Source organism: Paenibacillus sp. BK033 (assembly GCF_004345425.1).
GTDB lineage: Bacteria > Bacillota > Bacilli > Paenibacillales > Paenibacillaceae > Pristimantibacillus.
In genome coordinates this window covers 149,233-166,794 of the sequence record NZ_SLVP01000010.1, presented here as the reverse complement: position 1 = coordinate 166,794, position 17,562 = coordinate 149,233, and the positions used below count along the sequence as shown (strand labels likewise).

Annotated in this window: 18 protein-coding genes and 5 tRNA genes; 4 read left to right on the top strand and 19 right to left on the bottom strand. The window is 51.3% G+C overall.

Annotated features, from left to right (window positions below; translation table 11 throughout):
- Window positions 1-159: 159 nt before the first annotated feature.
- The 10 genes from EV294_RS25695 to EV294_RS25650 form a co-directional block, all read right to left on the bottom strand.
- Window positions 160-1,641, bottom strand: coding sequence for a hypothetical protein (locus EV294_RS25695; RefSeq protein WP_132312095.1), 1,482 nt, complete (start codon window positions 1,639-1,641; stop codon window positions 160-162).
- A gap of 378 nt (window positions 1,642-2,019) precedes the next feature.
- Complete coding sequence (locus EV294_RS25690; protein ID WP_132312093.1) at window positions 2,020-3,150, bottom strand: TolB-like translocation protein; 1,131 nt, start codon at window positions 3,148-3,150, stop codon at window positions 2,020-2,022.
- A 150-nt stretch (window positions 3,151-3,300) separates the two neighbouring features.
- Window positions 3,301-4,833, bottom strand: a complete 1,533-nt coding sequence (locus EV294_RS25685; protein WP_132312091.1) for a HAMP domain-containing sensor histidine kinase — start codon at window positions 4,831-4,833, stop codon at window positions 3,301-3,303.
- Window positions 4,830-5,522, bottom strand: a complete 693-nt coding sequence (locus EV294_RS25680; RefSeq protein ID WP_132312089.1) for a response regulator transcription factor — start codon at window positions 5,520-5,522, stop codon at window positions 4,830-4,832. Before EV294_RS25680 ends, EV294_RS25685 begins: the two co-directional genes overlap by 4 nt.
- A 172-nt stretch (window positions 5,523-5,694) precedes the next feature.
- A tRNA-Leu gene (locus EV294_RS25675) sits at window positions 5,695-5,780 on the bottom strand.
- A 49-nt stretch (window positions 5,781-5,829) separates the two neighbouring features.
- A tRNA-Lys gene (locus EV294_RS25670) sits at window positions 5,830-5,905 on the bottom strand.
- A 44-nt stretch (window positions 5,906-5,949) separates the two neighbouring features.
- A tRNA-Glu gene (locus EV294_RS25665) sits at window positions 5,950-6,024 on the bottom strand.
- 60 nt (window positions 6,025-6,084) lie between these two features.
- A tRNA-Ser gene (locus EV294_RS25660) sits at window positions 6,085-6,175 on the bottom strand.
- A 1-nt stretch (window position 6,176) separates the two neighbouring features.
- A tRNA-Asn gene (locus tag EV294_RS25655) sits at window positions 6,177-6,252 on the bottom strand.
- Between the two features lie 90 nt (window positions 6,253-6,342).
- Entirely contained in the window at window positions 6,343-6,804 is a 462-nt protein-coding gene (locus EV294_RS25650) for a SprT family protein (protein WP_165930810.1), read from the bottom strand.
- Between the two features lie 110 nt (window positions 6,805-6,914).
- Here EV294_RS25650 and EV294_RS25645 point away from each other — a divergent pair, with 110 nt between their 5' ends.
- Both EV294_RS25645 and cmpA read left to right on the top strand, forming a co-directional pair.
- Window positions 6,915-7,265, top strand: coding sequence for a hydrolase/acyltransferase (locus tag EV294_RS25645; protein ID WP_132312085.1), 351 nt, complete (start codon window positions 6,915-6,917; stop codon window positions 7,263-7,265).
- A gap of 192 nt (window positions 7,266-7,457) precedes the next feature.
- The gene (cmpA, locus tag EV294_RS25640; protein ID WP_015846520.1) at window positions 7,458-7,610 is read left to right on the top strand and encodes a cortex morphogenetic protein CmpA; all 153 of its coding nucleotides are present in this window, start codon (window positions 7,458-7,460) and stop codon (window positions 7,608-7,610) included.
- Window positions 7,611-7,663: 53 nt separating this feature from the next.
- Here cmpA and EV294_RS25635 read toward each other — a convergent pair whose 3' ends face one another.
- The 6 genes from EV294_RS25635 to uptA form a co-directional block, all read right to left on the bottom strand.
- Entirely contained in the window at window positions 7,664-8,308 is a 645-nt protein-coding gene (locus tag EV294_RS25635; RefSeq protein ID WP_132312083.1) for a nitroreductase family protein, read from the bottom strand.
- Window positions 8,309-8,568: 260 nt separating this feature from the next.
- Complete coding sequence (locus tag EV294_RS25630) at window positions 8,569-9,069, bottom strand: Rrf2 family transcriptional regulator (RefSeq protein ID WP_132312081.1); 501 nt, start codon at window positions 9,067-9,069, stop codon at window positions 8,569-8,571.
- A 76-nt stretch (window positions 9,070-9,145) separates the two neighbouring features.
- Window positions 9,146-11,389 carry a Tex family protein gene (locus tag EV294_RS25625; protein ID WP_132312079.1) on the bottom strand — a complete coding sequence of 748 codons (2,244 nt, stop codon included), beginning with the start codon at window positions 11,387-11,389 and terminating at the stop codon, window positions 9,146-9,148.
- A gap of 151 nt (window positions 11,390-11,540) precedes the next feature.
- Entirely contained in the window at window positions 11,541-12,176 is a 636-nt protein-coding gene (locus EV294_RS25620) for an MBL fold metallo-hydrolase (protein ID WP_132312077.1), read from the bottom strand.
- Between the two features lie 26 nt (window positions 12,177-12,202).
- Window positions 12,203-12,772, bottom strand: a complete 570-nt coding sequence (locus EV294_RS25615; RefSeq protein ID WP_132312075.1) for a thioredoxin family protein — start codon at window positions 12,770-12,772, stop codon at window positions 12,203-12,205.
- A gap of 28 nt (window positions 12,773-12,800) precedes the next feature.
- Window positions 12,801-13,409: an undecaprenyl phosphate transporter UptA gene (gene uptA / locus EV294_RS25610; protein WP_132312073.1), complete on the bottom strand. Its 609-nt coding sequence runs from the start codon at window positions 13,407-13,409 to the stop codon at window positions 12,801-12,803.
- A 191-nt stretch (window positions 13,410-13,600) separates the two neighbouring features.
- Here uptA and EV294_RS25605 point away from each other — a divergent pair, with 191 nt between their 5' ends.
- Complete coding sequence (locus EV294_RS25605) at window positions 13,601-14,047, top strand: cupredoxin domain-containing protein (protein ID WP_132312071.1); 447 nt, start codon at window positions 13,601-13,603, stop codon at window positions 14,045-14,047.
- Between the two features lie 80 nt (window positions 14,048-14,127).
- A complete protein-coding gene (locus tag EV294_RS25600; protein ID WP_132312069.1) occupies window positions 14,128-14,439 on the top strand; it encodes a dehydrogenase in 312 nt (103 codons plus the stop codon).
- A 103-nt stretch (window positions 14,440-14,542) separates the two neighbouring features.
- On the opposite strand, the gene EV294_RS25595 is transcribed toward EV294_RS25600, so the two are convergent.
- The 3 genes from EV294_RS25595 to EV294_RS25585 form a co-directional block, all read right to left on the bottom strand.
- Entirely contained in the window at window positions 14,543-16,855 is a 2,313-nt protein-coding gene (locus tag EV294_RS25595) for an S-layer homology domain-containing protein (RefSeq protein WP_132312067.1), read from the bottom strand.
- Window positions 16,856-17,049: 194 nt separating this feature from the next.
- Window positions 17,050-17,223 (bottom strand): H-type small acid-soluble spore protein, encoded by a 174-nt coding sequence (locus tag EV294_RS25590; RefSeq protein ID WP_132312065.1) that lies wholly within the window; start codon window positions 17,221-17,223, stop codon window positions 17,050-17,052.
- 36 nt (window positions 17,224-17,259) lie between these two features.
- On the bottom strand, window positions 17,260-17,448 hold the full coding sequence (locus tag EV294_RS25585) for a hypothetical protein (RefSeq protein ID WP_132312158.1): 189 nt from the start codon (window positions 17,446-17,448) through the stop codon (window positions 17,260-17,262).
- Between the last annotated feature and the right edge of the window lie 114 nt (window positions 17,449-17,562).

Below are 17,562 nucleotides of genomic sequence, written 5' to 3'. Positions count from 1 at the left end.
GAAGCTCCTTACAGACTTAAGTATAGATTCGCGTTATCTCGAAACCATTTCGAGCCTGTAACGAAGCTGTAAACCTTTTTGTCCGGGCTGTATGGATATTTCGAGGACAAAAAAACTCCCCGCACAGCTGGAAAGCCGCGCGGGGAGTGCCGAGAATGCTTATTTCAATTTCGCTACGCCTGTTGCGATTTGCTCGATTTGAGCCTTCGTCAGGCTGTTATCCGCCGAGCTGATTGTCACGTAACGGTCGTCGATTTGGAAGCTCAGCATAGCGGTGCCGCTTGGTGCAAACCATTTCGCTTTTACGCCGTTTGCCAACGTTACTGCCGTGCTGTCATAACCGTACGAATAGTCGCGCGGCGAGATTTGAACGTTCATGTGTTTGAACCAGAAGATGACGGAATCACCGCTCGCTACGTTTTGGAACGCGTCGTCTTTAGCCATTTTTGTTGGGGCATAAGCCGCCGTGAAGCCGTCGAATTTCGCAAATTCGTCTTTAATCGCTTTCGTTTGGGCATCCGTGTACGTTACGGTTGCCAGGTCGGATTGCGCAGCGCCTACTTTAGCTACGCTAACGGCTACTTTCTCCGCTTGCGCTTTGGTCAACGTTTTGCTTGGCGAGCTAACCGTTACATAGCGGTCATCTACCTTTACAGTGAGCATATCCGTACCGTTTACGTTGTACCATTTTGCTTTTGCTCCGTTTGACAGCGTTACATTCGTGCCGTCGTATTCGAAGGAGTAATCGCGCGGCGATACGTTTACCGTCATGTTTTTGAAGAGCAGGTTTACGCCGTCCGCAGTAGCTGCTGTTTTTTGCAGGGCATCGCCTTTAACCGTCAATTGCGGCGCGTAGGCTGCTTCGAAGCCGTCAAAGCCGGCAAATGCCTTTTTCATTTCATCCAGCTGAGCGGCAGTGTACGTTGCAGCGGCCATATCGGATTGCACGACGCCAACGCTGGCAACGGTAACCGCTACTTTTTCCGCTTGCGCTTTGCTCAAGGCTTTGTTAGGCGAGCTAACGGTCACATAGCGATCATCCACTTTCACGGTCAGCATGTCTGTGCCGTTTACGTTGTACCATTTTGCTTTAGCGCCATTGGACAGCGTTACGTTTGTGCCGTCGTATTCGAAAGAGTAATCGCGCGGCGATACGTTTACCGTCATGTTCTTGAAGAGAAGGTTTACGCCGTCAGCCGTTGCCGCTACCTTTTGCAGAGCGTCGCCTTTAATCATGATTTGCGGAGCGTAAGCCGTTCCGAACCCTTCAAAGCCGGCAAATGCTTTTTTGATCTCGTCCAGCTGCGCTGCGGAGTAGTTGGTCAATACCCATTGATCCGTCGTGCTTGTACCAATGTAGATCGTATTGGTTTTGCTGTCGTACTGGATTGGCGTGTTCAGTGCGTTCGAAAGCGCGCGAACCGGAAGGTAAGTGGTGTCGTGGTAAGTGATTGGCGCAAGCGTTTTGCCGTTCTCGTCTTTCGGAATGTACGTGCTGCCGTTGATTTTAAACCCGATGCCGTGGTTCAGGAACGCGCTTATTTTTTCCATGTTTGTACCGGCGTACACTCCAGCTGCTCCGGATACGGTCATGCCAGCGATCATCATTGTTGCGACTGTTCTTTTCACGTTTTTGTTCATTTCAATGATCTCCTTTAGAGTCTAGTTTATTTTTTTTATTTCCGAACTTCTAACCTTTTTACTCTCTGTCTTTGTCTTTTTATAACCTGTTTGACTTTATTTGAAGCTCCTTACTGACTTCAGTATAGAGTGACGTTATCTCCAAATAATTTCGGGCTTGTAACGAACCTGTAAACATTTCTGCTTGATGTATATGAATGATCTTTATTTCATCCGCTCTCTCCTTCGTTGTTGTTTCTTGCCGATGAACTTAGTATAGTAAGCAGATATATCGAAAAAATTTCGAGCTTGTATCGAAGCTGTAACATTCACCCAACCAAATGGGCACAAAAAAATCCGGATCGCGTGATCCGGATTACCTTGCTCATGAGGATATTTTCATTGAAAATCGATAATATGCGTAACGGGCATGCTGTCCTTATCGGCGACCGTTACGCCAAGCCGCGTACCCGAAGGATTCCAGCTTAACGGATATTGCGGAAAATAACTTGGACCAATCGGCGAAACCTTGCCGGTGGCCGAGTCGAAAATATACACCCCGTTCATCCCGCTCTGATTCTCGGTATACAGCGCAGCTGCCAGCTTGGAGGAATCCGGCGCCCAAGCGATATACGGAATCAGATCGCCCTTGGCAATGGAGAGCCCTTCCGCGCTTCCGTTCGAGTCGAAAATACGAAGCTCGCTGCCTGCCTCGCCGGCTTGCTTCTGGATTTCGACCGCGAGATGCTTGCCATCCGGCGATACCTGGAACGTCATCGCGTGTTTGACCAGCTCGGTCGGCTTCGGAGCATCGGGCGCAAACTGCTTTACGGTCTGGTTATTATCCGTGTAATAGATACGCCCATGGCCTACTCCGAAATTCGCAAACGGTTGATCTCCGAGAGCAGGGTCATCCAGCTTCAGCAGGGACACGGTCCCGTCTACCTTGATTTGGCGGATATCGCCAAGCCCGCTCATCGAGCCTGCGGCTAGAACATACGTCGTATCGTTCAGCCAGCCGCCGCTTTCCAAGTAGTTGCTGCCCTTGATTTCGGTCATCGTCCCGGTGCTGACTTCCTTGATAAAATTGCGTGCCGTATATTTATCCTTCCACTGCTGGACGAATGCATACTTGCCATCCGGAGACCGCTGTTCCTTCTCGACCGTTTGAACGTTCTTCACCGGTTCCTCAGCCGATTTCTGCTCGTTGTTGCTTAAATCCACTTCTGCGGTATTGTACTCGTACTTGGCCTCTTCCGTCGCTGTAGCCTGCTTGACAAGCTTGGTGTACATGAGCTGCACCCGATCATCGGACAGCCATTTATCCATGCTTGCCCCCTCAAAGCGATGTATCCGCTGCACCATGACGTCCTGGTTTGGTTTTTTCTCTGGGCTTTTTACAACCGTTAATTCCCCATGTTTATTCGAGTTATTGCCGTTACTGGCTTGATTACCGCTCTGGACAGAGGAACACGCAGCAATTGCGGCGGCGAGCGACAACGCGGCGCCTAATTTAATGATCTGTTTCATCGTTATCCCCCCGGATATTTACCAATTTCCATCAGTATAGAAGGCCTCTATGTCGAAAACATATCTGAATTGTATCCAAGTTGTAACAACTTTTTATTAGAATGCCCAAATCAAAAAACAGCCCGGACCATGCAATGTCCAGGCTTGTTTTTACTCTTCTAGCGGCCCTGTCTCTAAGGCTGCGGGCTCACCGGGCAGGGAGATGACAAATCGGGAGCCTTTCGGTCCTGATTCGGCCAGTTTGACGGTGCCGTGCTGCTTCTCGGCCAAGCTCCTGACCAAAGCTAAGCCAAGCCCCGTACCGCCGGTTTCCCGGGATCGGTCGTCGCTAACGGTAAAGAACGGGTCAAAGATCCGGTTCTGAAGCTCCTCCGGTATGCCGATACCGCTGTCCGCAACCTCGATAATAACGCGTCTTTCACCAGTAGCCCCCGTTTCGGACCGGTTGGAAAGCCGAACCCATCCTCCGGGACGGTTGTACTTGATCGCGTTGCTAAGCAGATTGGTAACCATATGCATGAGGTTATCCGAATCCGCCCATACGAGGTCGTCCTTCAAATCGGACGAGAGCGTGATCCTTTGCTTTTCCGCCTTGATCTGCAGACGGCCTAAAGCATCCTCCAGCAGCGGCTTCACTTGGAAGTGAGCGGCGTTGGTCTCAAAATCGTAAATATCCATCGACGAGAGCTGAAGCGCCTTCTCGATCAGCGCATACAAGCGTTCCGCTTCCTTGCTGATCTGGGTCCGGGCATTTTGCAGCAAAACCGGGTCATCGCTGTACATGCCAAGCAGATCCGAATACGCCAGAATGGAAGTTAAGGGCGTTTTCAGTTCATGGCTTATATTGCCGATAAACTGCTTTTGCTGCTGCTCGAGCTCCTGCAGGCGTTTGATAGCCGTTAGCAGCTTCTGCTTCTCTTCGTTTAGTTCATCGACATACGAAGCGATGCTGCCGCTCATATCGTAAATGCCTTCCGCAAGCTCGCCGATCTCGTCCCGCCTGCGCACGGGCGGCTTGTCGAGGTAACGGCCTTCCCCGATATCCTTGGCCGCCTGGTTCAGCTTGCCAAGGATAAAGGCTTGCCGCCACACGTACAGATAACCAAGCAAGAGACCGGCCGCCAATACGGCAGCCCCCGTACCGATAAACAAATCCCTGATATGGCCGTAGAACATTTTCTGTTCCTGGAGGGAGCCATGGAACTGTACACTGCCAAGAAATTGATCGGCATTGTATAGCGGTGCCAGATACAGCACTTGATTGCCAAGCGTAATATAGGCTTCCTGGCCTTTCGCGGTATGGGCAAGCGCATCCTTCACGTCGGTCACGGGTTGTACCGGCAGCGAAGTCCCGGCGAATTCCCCGTCAGCGCTGTACAGCGTAACCGCCATGCCGCTTTGCCCCCCGAGATCTACCGCCAGGCTCTGTCCGTTGCGCTCCATAAATTCATCCGGCGACACCCGTTCACCCGTCAAATACTCCTCGCGTACGCGAAGATTCGCGGAATTCGCCAGCTGGGAGAAGCTTTGTTCCATCCTCCTCTGCTGATCCTCTCGGATACCCGCTAGCACCAGCGTGCTGAGCAGCACCACCACGAAAGCGAGCAGCGAAGCGAGAAAAACGGTAATTTTGCCCTTTAAACCAATCCTGAACCGATGCCGGGAACCGGCAGCTCGGGTCATCCGTTTGTCCTCGTGCTTTTATAGCCGATACCATAAACGGTTTGTATTAAGCCCTGCCATTCGCCAAGCTTCTTGCGAAGCCTTTGCACGTGAATGTCCACGGTACGGGTACCGCCGGCAAAATCCATCTCCCAAACCTGCTCAAGCAGCGCTTCCCTGGAGTATACCCGGTCCGGATGCTTTGCCAGCAGCGCCAGCAGATCAAATTCCTTCGGCGTAAGATCCACAATCTCATCGTCAACCCTGACCGTGCGGCTTAACAATTCTATCGCAATTCCGCCAAGCTCCAGTCTGCCTTCCTTATCCGAACCCTGTTCCGGCGATTCAAACTGACGGCGTCTGTACAGTGCCTTCACGCGGGCGACGACTTCCCGGATATCAAACGGCTTGGTCATGTAATCATCGGCCCCAAGCTCAAGCCCAAGCACTTTATCTACAATATCGTTTTTTACGGTGAGCAGCATAATGGCCGGTCGGTCGCCCGCCTCCAGCTTGCGGCATACCTCGTAACCGTTCATCTTGGGCATCATCACATCAAGCACCATAACATCCGGCTTGAAGGCAGCAACCTTCTCAAGCGCCTCCATCCCGTCGCCGGCTGTCTCCACCGTAAATCCTTCACGCTGCAATGCATAAGCGATCGCGCTGGAGATACTCACTTCATCGTCTACAACAAGCACTTTTATCATGCGATTTATCACTCCTTGTTCGGGCTTTCCTTAACACCGGCAGGTTTCATTCTATATGGCTTATTCTTTTCATTATAGTCGCGCTTGTTCCAAAGTCCAAAGTACAATCCGATTACAAGAAGAAAACATAAAAAAATCCCTTACACTCGTAAGGGATGTATCTGTTAAGTTATGGTGCGGTAGAGAGGACTCGAACCTCCACGGGCGTACGCCCACTACCCCCTCAAGATAGCGTGTCTGCCATTCCACCACTACCGCACATTTAATTTCATTTCCTTCATACCATCACTTCGAGGGAGAAGTAAAATGGTGAGCCATGAAGGACTCGAACCTTCGACACCCTGATTAAAAGTCAGGTGCTCTACCAACTGAGCTAATGGCTCTCATGCTGTAAAACGAACTCTCGAGAGCCGCTACATTAAGGAAATGGTGACCCGTAGGGGATTCGAACCCCTGTTACCTCCGTGAAAGGGAGGTGTCTTAACCCCTTGACCAACGGGCCTCGCTTACTTGTTGTTCCTATCGTCATCTCTCTCGAGCGACTTGTCCACCAAGAAAATTATGGCGGAGAGAGAGGGATTCGAACCCTCGCACCACTTACGCAGTCTAACCCCTTAGCAGAGGGTCCCCTTGAGCCACTTGGGTATCTCTCCATGGCTCCCCGAACAGGACTCGAACCTGTGACAACTCGATTAACAGTCGAGTGCTCTACCAACTGAGCTATCAGGGAATACTTCAATTTCTTGCTCTTTTTCTTTCGTTTTCAACCGCTTGATTACCGCGGCGACAAGTAATAATATATCACGGTCATTTCAGAAGGTCAAGCGTTTTTTAAAAAAAGTTTTCCGCGACATTTTCCGCATGCATAACGGGCCGGATCAAGCCTTCTTTTACGCGGATATTCGGTACCGCAGCTGCGGCAGACAAGCATGTATTTATAAGGGGTTGGCGCCTTTGCCGCCCTCTCCGGAAGCGATTTGCAGTAACGGGATCCGCCGACATAAGCGAGCAGCTTTTTGAAATCCTCGTCCCGGTGCTGGTACCCTCTCTTCATAAGATGAAGATGATAATGGCATAGCTCGTGCTTGATAATTTTTTCGGTTTCTTCTTCCCCAAACGCTTCCAATTGATGAGGACTGATCTCGATGTTATGCGACTTCGTGAAATAACGCCCGCCCGTTGCCTTTAAACGCCCGTTAAAGGTTGCCTGATGGATGAAGGGGCGTCCAAAGCTTTCGAGCGATACGCGCTCAACCCACTGCTGCAGCTGTTCATCATTCATTTTCATGGTCATTGTATTCTCCCCCAGTACTTGAATTTTAAAGCGTTCATACGCTACACTGTCAAGTAGCAATCATTATAGATGGTCTACGAGGGGAGTTTATTTTCACCATGCCTACAATGCGTTACGTCCTTATGAACGGCAGCAGCCGGATTTTCTTTGTTGAGATGCCGGAATCCCATGCTTACCAGCTCAGCGCGCTGAACCTGCGCCTTCATAAAGAAATGGACAAGCTTACAGCCGATCACGTGCCTCAGCTGCCGTACGCGGTTGCGGAATGCGACAATGTCGAGCTGCATGACAGCTCCATCCGGATCGTCTCCGGTCTGGACTACATTAATGAACTGGAACGCGATTTCGCGGCCGTCAAGGAATCGGCTTACCCGTTGATCGCCCTTCTCACCGAGATTCGCGCCCTTCAAGCCCAGCTTGAACAATGGTACGAGGAAGAAGAACTCTGAAATGAATAATCCTCAATCGAGGCTTTTCGAAGATGAGCGACCGCGTTTAAAGGTAGGATTAATCGCCGAATAGAATTTCGGTTTCCGCGGATTCGGAACTGAGAATTTCTATTGTGGTAGGACCTGCACGGACATTCGCCCTTCTCCATACTGTAGTAGTACATCAGGTATGGCCGGAAGGAGTAGATACGAATGCCACAATGGCTTTGCAATCAAATGATGCGTGCTTTTCAGAAGAAGGACCTTAGGCAGATTAAGCTGCTGAATGAATGCTGGTATTTCTATCGGAGCAAGCAAACGACAAAAAACGAAGACGAAAGCCGTCCCGAAATAACTTTACATTAAAGTCTTAATAAAAAACTCCCGCAAGCGAGCTGCTGCGGGAGTTTTTTTGCGCATTACTTCACGCCGTTCCAGAACGTAATGTCGTCGAGCGGAAGACGTACGGTTGGACGGCCTTCCTCTTTTGCTTTGCCGATTGGCAGAACAAGAAGCGGCAGGTAACGGTCCGGAATTTCGAAGAAAGCTTTCAGCTTGTCGCGGTCGTAACCGCCCATCGGTACCGTGTCATACCCTTTTGACCTAGCTGCCAGCATAATTTGCATCGAGACAAGACCGGCGTCAAAGGCAACGATCTCAGTCACGCGCTCCTTCGGAATGGAAGGGAACAGATTGGTGTAATGATCCGTAAAGCGCTGGGCAATCTCCTCGGTCATATAGCCGGCTTTAACGGCCGCTCCGTTGATCTCGCCAAGCCTAGTGTAGAACTCCAGGTCGCCCAGAATAACGACGACGGCCGATGCGTCGACAACCTGCTGCTGATTGTTCGCAATCGGGAGCAATTGATCTTTCAGCGCTTGGTCCGTAACTACCAGGAAGCGCCAGGATTGCGTATTCGCCGAAGACGGAGCCTTCGTCGCAAGCGCCAGAATTTCTTTGATTTCTTCGTCCGAGATTTTGAAAGACGGATCATAATGACGAACAGAGCGACGGGATGTCAGTACTTCCGTAAATTCCTTGCCAGCTTGCGTTTCGATAGCCATTGTTGGTTCCCTCCAATAATGAAATGATCTGTGTACCAGATTGCTCAGTTAAAACCAAATAAAAGGCTTCAGGAAAAAGGTTGACTGCGAAAAATAAACCGCGGATTAAACTGCGAATAATTTAACACAGTTACAAATATGCAAATGGGTCCTTTTATGATGTAAGTACGCTCGCATCTGTAACAGTTTTGATAACAGTATAAAATCGTGACAGCGGAAAGTCAACTGGGTTCGTGTGACTATTTTTTCCGCCGCCCTTTTCAACTATTCAAATCCATCCGTCTCAACGTGCAAATTCTCTCGGAGAGCTGAGCAATGGTAACCTGGCGCAGCACTTCCAATGTCTTCCGCTCCACTTCGTCGGTTATCTCCATAAAAGCCATCCGCATCTCCTGCCCAAAATCATGAATGCCGGTTGTATCCATCATGCCATTGCATAAAGGCGCTCCCACGCGCAAAGCCAAATACACGTCGGCAAGCGTAATCGTCTCAGGGGCGCGCTTCAAGCGGTAACCGCCGTCACGTCCTTCCCTCGTCTCAAGCAGCTGCTCCTTGGCCAGCTTGGCCAATACGCGCCGGAGCATCGTTGCTTCCGACTTTATATGGCCGGCTAGTTCAGCGCTTGTACACGCATTAGGTTTATGGGACAACACGACAAGCGCTTGCAGGGACAAACCAAACCATTTATGGTTAGGTGCGCTGCTGCTCCGTTCCTTGTCCGTTTGCACCGCATTGTTATCGGGCTGCATAATGATGTCCATCCTCTCCTTCCTTAGTAGGATCTTAGAGGCACATCTGTATTATAGAATCCCTCACGAGAAGCCAGCAAGCCCGAAATTATGCCTGCTTGCGCATGGTAAGGGAAACCCGGCCCTTTTTCAAATCAACGCCAAGCACCCATACCGTGACATTGTCGCCAACGGATACGACATCCATCGGATGCTTCACGAATTTGTCGCTCATCTGCGAAATATGGACAAGTCCGTCATTCTTGATGCCGATATCGATAAAGGCGCCAAAGTCGATAACGTTCCGTACCGTTCCCTGCAGCTCCATCCCCGGAGTCAAATCTTCAATATTGAGGACATCGGTATGGAATATCGGCGGCGGCAGCTCCTCGCGCGGATCGCGTCCAGGACGGAGCAGGCTGTCGATAATGTCCTTCAAGGTTGGAACCCCTACGCCAAGCGAAGGCGCAAGGGCTGCAGGATCGATTCCCGACAGCTTCTCCTTCAGCTCATCCGTTCCAAGCTGATTCTGCTTCAAGCCAAGCTCGGCAAACAGCTTGCCGACAACCTCGTAGGATTCCGGGTGGATCGGCGTGCTGTCCAGCGGATTCGCCGCCTCCGGAATTCGCAGGAAGCCGATGCATTGTTCATAGGATTTGGCGCCAAGGCGCGGCACCTTCTGCAGCTGGCCGCGTTTCGCGAACCGGCCGTTCTCCTCGCGGTACTTGACGATATTTTTCGCAATCGTCGCATTGATCCCCGCAACGTAAGAAAGCAGCGACGCGGATGCCGTGTTTACGTCTACGCCGACGTGGTTAACGGCGGATTCAACTACGCCGCCAAGGCTTTCGTCGAGCCGCTTCTGGCTGACGTCATGCTGGTATTGCCCGACGCCGATCGCTTTAGGCTCGATCTTCACAAGCTCGGCGAGCGGATCCTGCAGGCGGCGCGCAATCGAGACCGCGCTGCGCTCGGCTACGTCGAGATCGGGGAATTCTTCCGCCGCAAGCTTCGAAGCGGAATAAACGCTTGCCCCCGCTTCGCTTACGATAATATATCTCAGCTCGGCTTGTCCGGCTGTCTTGCGTTTGCCGATCAGGCCGGCAATAAACTGCTCCGTCTCGCGGGAAGCCGTCCCGTTGCCGATCACGATAAGCGATACGCCGTAACGGTCAATCAGACCGTTGATGATTTTCTCCGCTTCCGCAACCTTGTTGTTGGGAGGAGTCGGATAAGTGACGGCTACTTCCATCAGCTTGCCGGTGTCGTCAATCACGGCGAGCTTGCAGCCCGTCCGGTAAGCCGGGTCAACGCCCAATACCACATTGCCGCGCACCGGCGGCTGGAGCAGCAGGTTGCGCAAATTTTCGGAGAAGATCGAGATCGCATGCTCTTCCGCCTTCTCCGTCAGCTCGCCGCGAACTTCCCGCTCGATCGAAGGGGAAATAAGCCGTTTGTAGGCATCCTCAATGACAGCCGCCAGCACATCGCGAACGGCGGGCGCAGTCTGCTGACGAAGCACTTTGCGCTGGATAAACTCATGGATCCGTTCCGCGGAAAGCTCAAACGAAACGCGCAGAATATCTTCACGCTCCCCGCGGTTAATCGCCAAGACGCGGTGCGGCGGCAGCTTGCGGACCGGCTCCTGATAACTGTAGTACATCTCGTAGACGGATTCGGCATCCGCGTTTTTCGCTTCGGTCTTAAGCAGTGCTTGGTCAAAGGTATGCTTCCGCACCCAAGAACGGATGGCGGCGTCATCCGCGATATTCTCGGCCAGGATGTCCATGGCGCCTTGAAGAGCATCCTCTGCCGACGCTACGCCTTTGTCCTCATTCGTATATTTTGCCGCTTCGGCAAGCGGTTCGCCCTGGCGGGGCTGAGCCCACAGCCACAAGGCAAGCGGCTCCAACCCGCGTTCCTTCGCGACGCTGGCGCGCGTCTTGCGCTTCTGCCGGTAAGGACGATACAGATCCTCAACCTCCTGCAGCTTGCCCGAAGCCTCGATCGAGCGGCGAAGCTCATCGCTCAGCTTGCCCTGCTCGTCAATCAGACGGATCACTTCGCGTTTGCGATCTTCCAGATTCCGCATATATTGCAGCCGTTCTTCAATCGCCCGGAGATCATTCTCGTCGAGCTCGCCGGTCATCTCTTTCCGGTAACGCGCGATAAACGGAATGGTATTGCCTTCATCAAGCAAAGCAACGGCCGATTTCACTTTCGTGATCGGAATCGACAGCTGCGATGCCATGCTTTTTATGATTTGTTCATTCTCGGCAGCAGCCTGCTCGGGTGTCCGCTTGCCCGTGCCTGCCGCTTCCTCTTCCACATGCTTTACTTTAGTATCCGCCAAACAACCGCACCGTCCCTTCAAACTTATCATTTACAAAAAGGCCATAACTATATTGTCTCAGATTTGAATCCGCTTTTCCATATTTCCGGAAACGAAACCGGAAAAGCAGCAAAACCGCCGGCAGAAATCAGCCGGCGGTTCGCTTGAAAAGCTATCTCACGTAAGGGTTATTGGCCATTTCATAGCCAATCGTCGTTTTGGGCCCATGCCCCGGGTAAACCTTAACTTCAGGCGGAAGCTTGTACAGCTTCAATTGAATCGAATCGAACAAATCCCGTTCCCGTCCGCCCGGCAGGTCAGTCCGGCCGACAGATTGCCGGAACAGAACATCCCCCGAGAAGATATCATTTCCGCAGAGGAAGCTGACGCTGCCCGGAGAATGACCCGGCGTATGCAGGACTTTAAACGTATGGCCGATAAATTCCAGCGTCTGCCCTTCATCCAGCGCGTATTCGGCTGGACCTGTCGTCAGCGGCGGCGTTACGTCCGACCACCGCATCGAGCCGTTCTGGCGGGCATCCGTCAGCCAATCCGCCTCTAGATCATGGAGGTATACCGGACAACCCGCAGCGGTTCTTACTTCCTCTACGCCGCCCATGTGATCGAAGTGGGCGTGAGTAAGCAGAATCGCTTCGATTTTAACTCCGGCGATCCGGTCCAGCAGGCGCTTCGGCCCCATTCCCGGATCGATAATAATTCCGCGCTCTTCGCCGCTCTGCTCATCTTTTTCCGTCAATAAATAAGCATTGGTTTGCAGCGGGCCTAGCGTAAACGTTTCAATGCGCATGTTCGCCATACTCCAATCCGATCGGTTTAAATCGATTCTATTAACGCTCTAAGTTCCTGTACAACCAAAGCGTGGTAACCGGTGCCTTCCCCGTAACGGCGCATAATTTCCTTGCGGGTCTCCGCAAGCTTATCCTGGTAGTCCGCTGCTTCGCGGTCCGGATTCTCTTTCTTGAAAGACACCATGGGCTCCTGGACGTAGGTTGGTCTTGGCCCCCATGTGCCATGGATCACCTTGCCTTCCGCGTCGGTTACGATAACAACCGGAACGGAGCGGCCTCCCATCGTCAGGAATTGATCCATCGTATCGAGATTTTCTTCCATGATAAGAACCTCAACCGGAACTTCCCCCGTCTCCAGCGCACGGAATACAACCGGAATATTGCGGACAACGTCGCCGCACCAATCCGCCATCAGAATAAAGACGCGCAGGTCATTGCGGCTTTTCAGCGATTCGAAAAATTCGCGGTCGCTGTCGTTTGCCCATTCAAATTTGTCGTACCAGCCCTGGAAGGCTTCCTTGTTCTTGGTCATTCCTTCAACAAACTGCTGGGGGCTAATCCCTTTGTTTAATTTTTCGGCTACGCTTCTGCTCATGTTCATCCCTCTTTCTGTTATCGGTTTATTATACGGACTTGCCTCTCGAACGGATAAACTTGTACACCACATAAACAATCAGCAATGCTATGGCAATCAGAATAGCCGGCTGTACGTACTGGGCAGCCTTCTGATCGACGTCTTCCCAATTCTCACCTAATGTTTTGCCCAAATGAACAAATAATATCGTCCAAGGGATGGAAGCAAGCGCCGTCAGGAGCGTGAACAAGGTGAAGTTCATCTTGGCCATCCCTGCCGGAATCGAGATAACCTGGCGCATAACCGGGATAAAACGGGCGGTAAAGACGATACCCGCTCCGTATTTCTTGAACCAGCCTTCCGCGATATCGACATGCTTCATTTTGATTTTAATATATTTGCCGTATTTCTCGACCAGAGGACGGCCGCCGAATCTTCCAATCGCGTATAATATCCAGTTCTGTCCAACGGCGCCAAGCACGCCGAAAATAATAGCGCCCAGGTATGATATTTTCCCTTCCGACACTAAGTATCCGCCGAAACCCAATACTATTTCACTTGGAATCACCTCTATGAGCAATCCAATTAGTATCCCGAAGTAACCAAGACTTTCAATCCATACTAGAATTTCGTGCAAAATATCCTTTATCAAATCCATTCCATCCCGCCTTCCCCGATCCTAAATAATAGCAATTGACTGTATTCTACCATACGAAGCGGATAGGCATCCACCCGGCTATAGTCGGGCTTGTCCATGCGACGAAAGGTGTCATGCCGGGACAAGCCGCCGCATACACTAGCATAACTTCGAGTCCGTTCTCATTAAAAGAGTAACAAGGAGGAATCCCTGTGTCGCGTGTATTTATTATTAATAAAAAACATCTACAGCTATTTGCGTTTGCCCTGCTTATCCTCCTCCTGGCAGCCGTCTATTTAAGCTGGGACCGTACGCGCACGGCAAGCAGCCAGATGGCAAAGGTACAGACCATCCAGCTCGTAACGGGCGAATTCAGCACAACGACCGAAGACGGCAAAAAGCTGGAGGTATACCGCTGGGATCCGGGCACCGTCAGCCTCCGCAAGGGCGAGCCCGTCGAGCTTCGCATCAGCGGCGTAAACGGCAGCAGCCATCCTTTTGTCATTGAAGGTCTCGGCATTAAAGGCGAGGTGAAAAAAGGACAAACCACGGTTGTCCGATTTACTCCCGAACAAGCCGGCACCTACCCCATTATATGCCAGGTTCATACCGATATGAACAATGGCGGACCGATGGTTGGCTACATCGAGGTCCATTAACAACCAGTAATACGCGGCTTACGAAGTGACCGTCTCAAACTCGGGCGCATATTTATGAGTTAGAGAGGAGTCGGTTCACGATGAAGTCCGCTACCCAGAAGCATACGTCCGGCCTGCCGTCCGCAAGAAAAATCCGCCGAGCCTGCAGCAATGAACTGTATCGAACCGTCAAACGGTTGAAGGTATGGGTACCCAAAGAGAAGATGGAGCAGGCCGAGGACTTGTATTACAAAAAGGTCATCATGAATCTGATCTTTATTGCAGAGAATGAAAAAAACCGCAAGGTTCTGTCCGACTGGTGGGACGAGAACGTTGCCGGCGACATCGCCGAGCTGTGGGAGGTTGATGTCGCCAAGCTCCGCTGGGCATTCCGCGATGCTTTCGGGGGATAAAGATAAGAATAAAAAAGCTGACGGTTTCCCGCAATGTCATTTCGTTAAGGCGTTAATGACATTGCGGTCTCCCGGCAGCTTTTTTGTTGCATTTAAAAGGCTATCAATAATAATTGCTGTTCATAATCGGCGAATCCACTTTGTCCTGCAAGGTCGCAAGTCTAAGCAGAACGATACTGATTTGCGCTTTCGTAACCGGAGCGTTCGGGTTAAACTTCCCGTTCTCGGCCGTTAACAGTCCCAGCTTCATGGCAACCGTTACGGCGCCTTTGTTTTTGATGAGGGCAGCATCCTTCAGCTTGGTCACATCGGCATCTCCGGACATGAACTCGGACAGCTTGTCGTATTTCAGCAGTTTGGTCAGCCATACCGCCAAGTCGCCGCGCGTCAAAGCCTGCTCGGGGTTAAGCTTTTGCGTTGGAGATGCTTTAAGGAAGCCTCTCTGCACCAGGTATTCTACCGCCGAAGCGTACGGGCTGTCGACAGGAATGTCGGCAAACCGCTGCTTCTGCGGAGTCGTATAGCTTTGTCCCCCCGTAAAGCCGTCCAGCAGCATGTTCACCCAGTCTCCGTTGTTAACGGTTTGGTCCGGGTGAATAAGTCCGTCCGCTTCCGGCTTGATAATGCCGTAGTCGAACATGACCTGCAGCGATTTGGACGCCCAATGCTTCTTGGCATCCGCCGGAATTTCACCCTTCTGCACCGTTGTGCCAGGGAAAATATATTGCTGCTCCAGCTTGCCGGTAACCGCATTTACAAGGAAGCCCCAGTTATTGTCATTCGTTAATTTGGGCATGTACACAAGCTTCACTTGCTGCTCCTGGAGCTTGCCATCCACGTAGCTGCCTCCGACCGTGGTGTACTGCAGTTCGGCATGAATAGAGTCACGGTATAGCTTAAGGGCCTGTTCCTCCGTGATTTTCGCGGTCAAGGAATCCAGCTTCCCAAGCTTATCCTCCGGTAAAGTCATATTATAATAGTTCGTCAGATTTCCTTGTCCGTCCAGATTAATCTGAACAGCTGCCGGCTGAATCGGCTTGTCTTTGTAGAACTGCTGGAAGCTGTAAATAAAGGCCGTATCCGGACTATAGGAGCCCGTTCCAGAGCGTTCGACCAGCTTCAGGCTGCCGGAGGCATTCGGATATAACGAAGTCATGAGATCCTGGGCTTTAACTTTCGCTTGCGCTTCCGTAATCGATGGCTTTCCTGCCGTTTCATCGGCGGCGGAGGAATCACCGGTCGGATATGAAAAAGTAGAGTAATCGATTAATTGGCCCGTTTTTGCATCCACTGTAGCATGGGTTTGAATACCGCCAAACGGGCTGCCGTTATAGATCGACCAAGTCTTGCGGCCGTCGCGGTCCGTGCTGGAGGAAGCCTGCTGGGTTCCTTCAAAGGCGTCCTTGCCGACAACCGAGGTTACAACCGCAATCGCTTCCTCCTTCGTCAGTTCCCCTCCCGTATGAGGCTTGAAAGCAGCTGCCGAAGAGGAAATAGAGGAGTAGCCGGTTGCCGGAAAGGAATCGATAGCCTGTCCTTGATCATCAAGGAACTTGCCCGATTTGGCATCAATCAGGCCGATCCCCCCTACCGCAACATAGCCAAGGCGGTAAGCCGATGTATTCGTTTGGTTCACGTAATAATCGGCGCCCGGAACGTAGGCCAGCTGCAGTTTCAATTCTTTTTTCATTTTGTCGGCGGCTTGTTCCGCGGTCAGGTTTGTATCCGGAGACGGGTAATCTTTACCCGTGCTAAAACCGTAATAATTAATAATATTCCCGTTACCGTCAACAACCACCTGAATTTGATTGCTGGTTGTCGGAATGCCGTTCACTTGTGCCTGATAACTGAAGCTGTATTGAACCGGGCCAAACAAAGCTTGCGGATAATCGCTCTCTACGGGCTTAAGCTGAAGCTTGTCCGTCGACTTCATGGAAGGGGAAGCAACCAAAATGAACGCCTTGGCGATTTTCTCGGCTTCTGACCTCGATACTTTAGCCGGATAATAAGCTTCTTCCCTAGGGAGCGAATTATAATAGTTAATGATGTCTCCGGTAATCGCATCGATTCTGGAATCAAAGCCATAACTTCCGTTCTCGACGGTTACGTTCCACTGAATGGTCCAGACCATTTCGTTGCTTGGCGGGTATTGATTCGGATTACCAAGGTCTATGCTTGTCACCTCGGCATCCTTCAGCTCAGGGAACAGCTTCCTGAAGCGTTCAACGGCCTCATCCTTTGAAATTTTCGCCAGGCTTTCGTCCAGAATGCCGCCCGGGGCTGTACTTGCTCCCGTGCCAGTGGAGGCAACAACTGTCATTGTCCCTGAATCCGCCGCATAAGCAAGGCTTCCAACCGGAAGCAAGCTGAGCGCCAGGACCGTGGCAAGCAGCTTGCCCTTCATCGATTTCCTCATCCCTTTTCCTCACCTTCACTAAAATAGAAATCACTTCCAAAAATACACCTTAGTATAGACGATGGGAAAGGGGCAAAGGTTTCAATTTTTTTACAAATATAAAATGGCATCCCCGCCAAAAAGGTTATGCTTCCGGCAAAATAAAAAAGCCGTCCGGGTCCCGAGACCCAGACGGCTTCCTTCATTTCAAGCCATTAACCTTCTTGCAGACGGTCTACGGGTACCGTCTTGGAATGTCCTCCGACCTGTACGGTCGCTGTACCGCTTGCTTCGTCTACATGTTCAATCCATACGGAATTCCCGTCATCAAGATGGACCTTGATCGATTCCTCTGATTGATAAATTTGTTTGGCACGGTTAACGTCCATTGGCTTCGCGGCCTCCTTCGCACTTGCCTTTGCAGGTCAGTCCTTCGTTTCGGGAACCATGTAATCGGTTGTCGATTCATCGATTAGCCCGTTATGCTCGGACACGGTGCCCCCGCCCAAGCCTTCATTCACCATACGGTCAATATCCATAAAGTAATTGTCGCGGCCTTCGTCCCATTTGTCAGCCGGCGCCTTTTCTTTGTTTTCCAAGTCGTCGAATTCCATCATAGTCGCTTCACTCCTCCCTGCGGCAAGCATTGTTGGTTCAAGCAAAATATGCCCGATTTGATTGATTCTCATGCATTGCGGGAACAATAAAGAAATAGATGAAGGCATAAA

Excerpts from the sequence above, each read along its gene's own strand:
- EV294_RS25695 (WP_132312095.1), bottom strand. The coding sequence starts at position 1,641 with ATGAACAAAAACGTGAAAAGAACAGTCGCAACAATGATGATCGCTGGC.
- EV294_RS25690 (WP_132312093.1), bottom strand. The coding sequence starts at position 3,150 with ATGAAACAGATCATTAAATTAGGCGCCGCGTTGTCGCTCGCCGCCGCA.
- EV294_RS25685 (WP_132312091.1), bottom strand. The coding sequence starts at position 4,833 with ATGACCCGAGCTGCCGGTTCCCGGCATCGGTTCAGGATTGGTTTAAAG.
- EV294_RS25680 (WP_132312089.1), bottom strand. The coding sequence starts at position 5,522 with ATGATAAAAGTGCTTGTTGTAGACGATGAAGTGAGTATCTCCAGCGCG.
- EV294_RS25650 (WP_165930810.1), bottom strand. The coding sequence starts at position 6,804 with ATGAATGATGAACAGCTGCAGCAGTGGGTTGAGCGCGTATCGCTCGAA.
- EV294_RS25645 (WP_132312085.1), top strand. The coding sequence starts at position 6,915 with ATGCCTACAATGCGTTACGTCCTTATGAACGGCAGCAGCCGGATTTTC.
- cmpA (WP_015846520.1), top strand. The coding sequence starts at position 7,458 with ATGCCACAATGGCTTTGCAATCAAATGATGCGTGCTTTTCAGAAGAAG.
- EV294_RS25635 (WP_132312083.1), bottom strand. The coding sequence starts at position 8,308 with ATGGCTATCGAAACGCAAGCTGGCAAGGAATTTACGGAAGTACTGACA.
- EV294_RS25630 (WP_132312081.1), bottom strand. The coding sequence starts at position 9,069 with ATGGACATCATTATGCAGCCCGATAACAATGCGGTGCAAACGGACAAG.
- EV294_RS25620 (WP_132312077.1), bottom strand. The coding sequence starts at position 12,176 with ATGCGCATTGAAACGTTTACGCTAGGCCCGCTGCAAACCAATGCTTAT.
- EV294_RS25615 (WP_132312075.1), bottom strand. The coding sequence starts at position 12,772 with ATGAGCAGAAGCGTAGCCGAAAAATTAAACAAAGGGATTAGCCCCCAG.
- uptA (WP_132312073.1), bottom strand. The coding sequence starts at position 13,409 with ATGGATTTGATAAAGGATATTTTGCACGAAATTCTAGTATGGATTGAA.
- EV294_RS25600 (WP_132312069.1), top strand. The coding sequence starts at position 14,128 with ATGAAGTCCGCTACCCAGAAGCATACGTCCGGCCTGCCGTCCGCAAGA.
- EV294_RS25595 (WP_132312067.1), bottom strand. The coding sequence starts at position 16,855 with ATGAGGAAATCGATGAAGGGCAAGCTGCTTGCCACGGTCCTGGCGCTC.
- EV294_RS25590 (WP_132312065.1), bottom strand. The coding sequence starts at position 17,223 with ATGGACGTTAACCGTGCCAAACAAATTTATCAATCAGAGGAATCGATC.
- EV294_RS25585 (WP_132312158.1), bottom strand. The coding sequence starts at position 17,448 with ATGGAATTCGACGACTTGGAAAACAAAGAAAAGGCGCCGGCTGACAAA.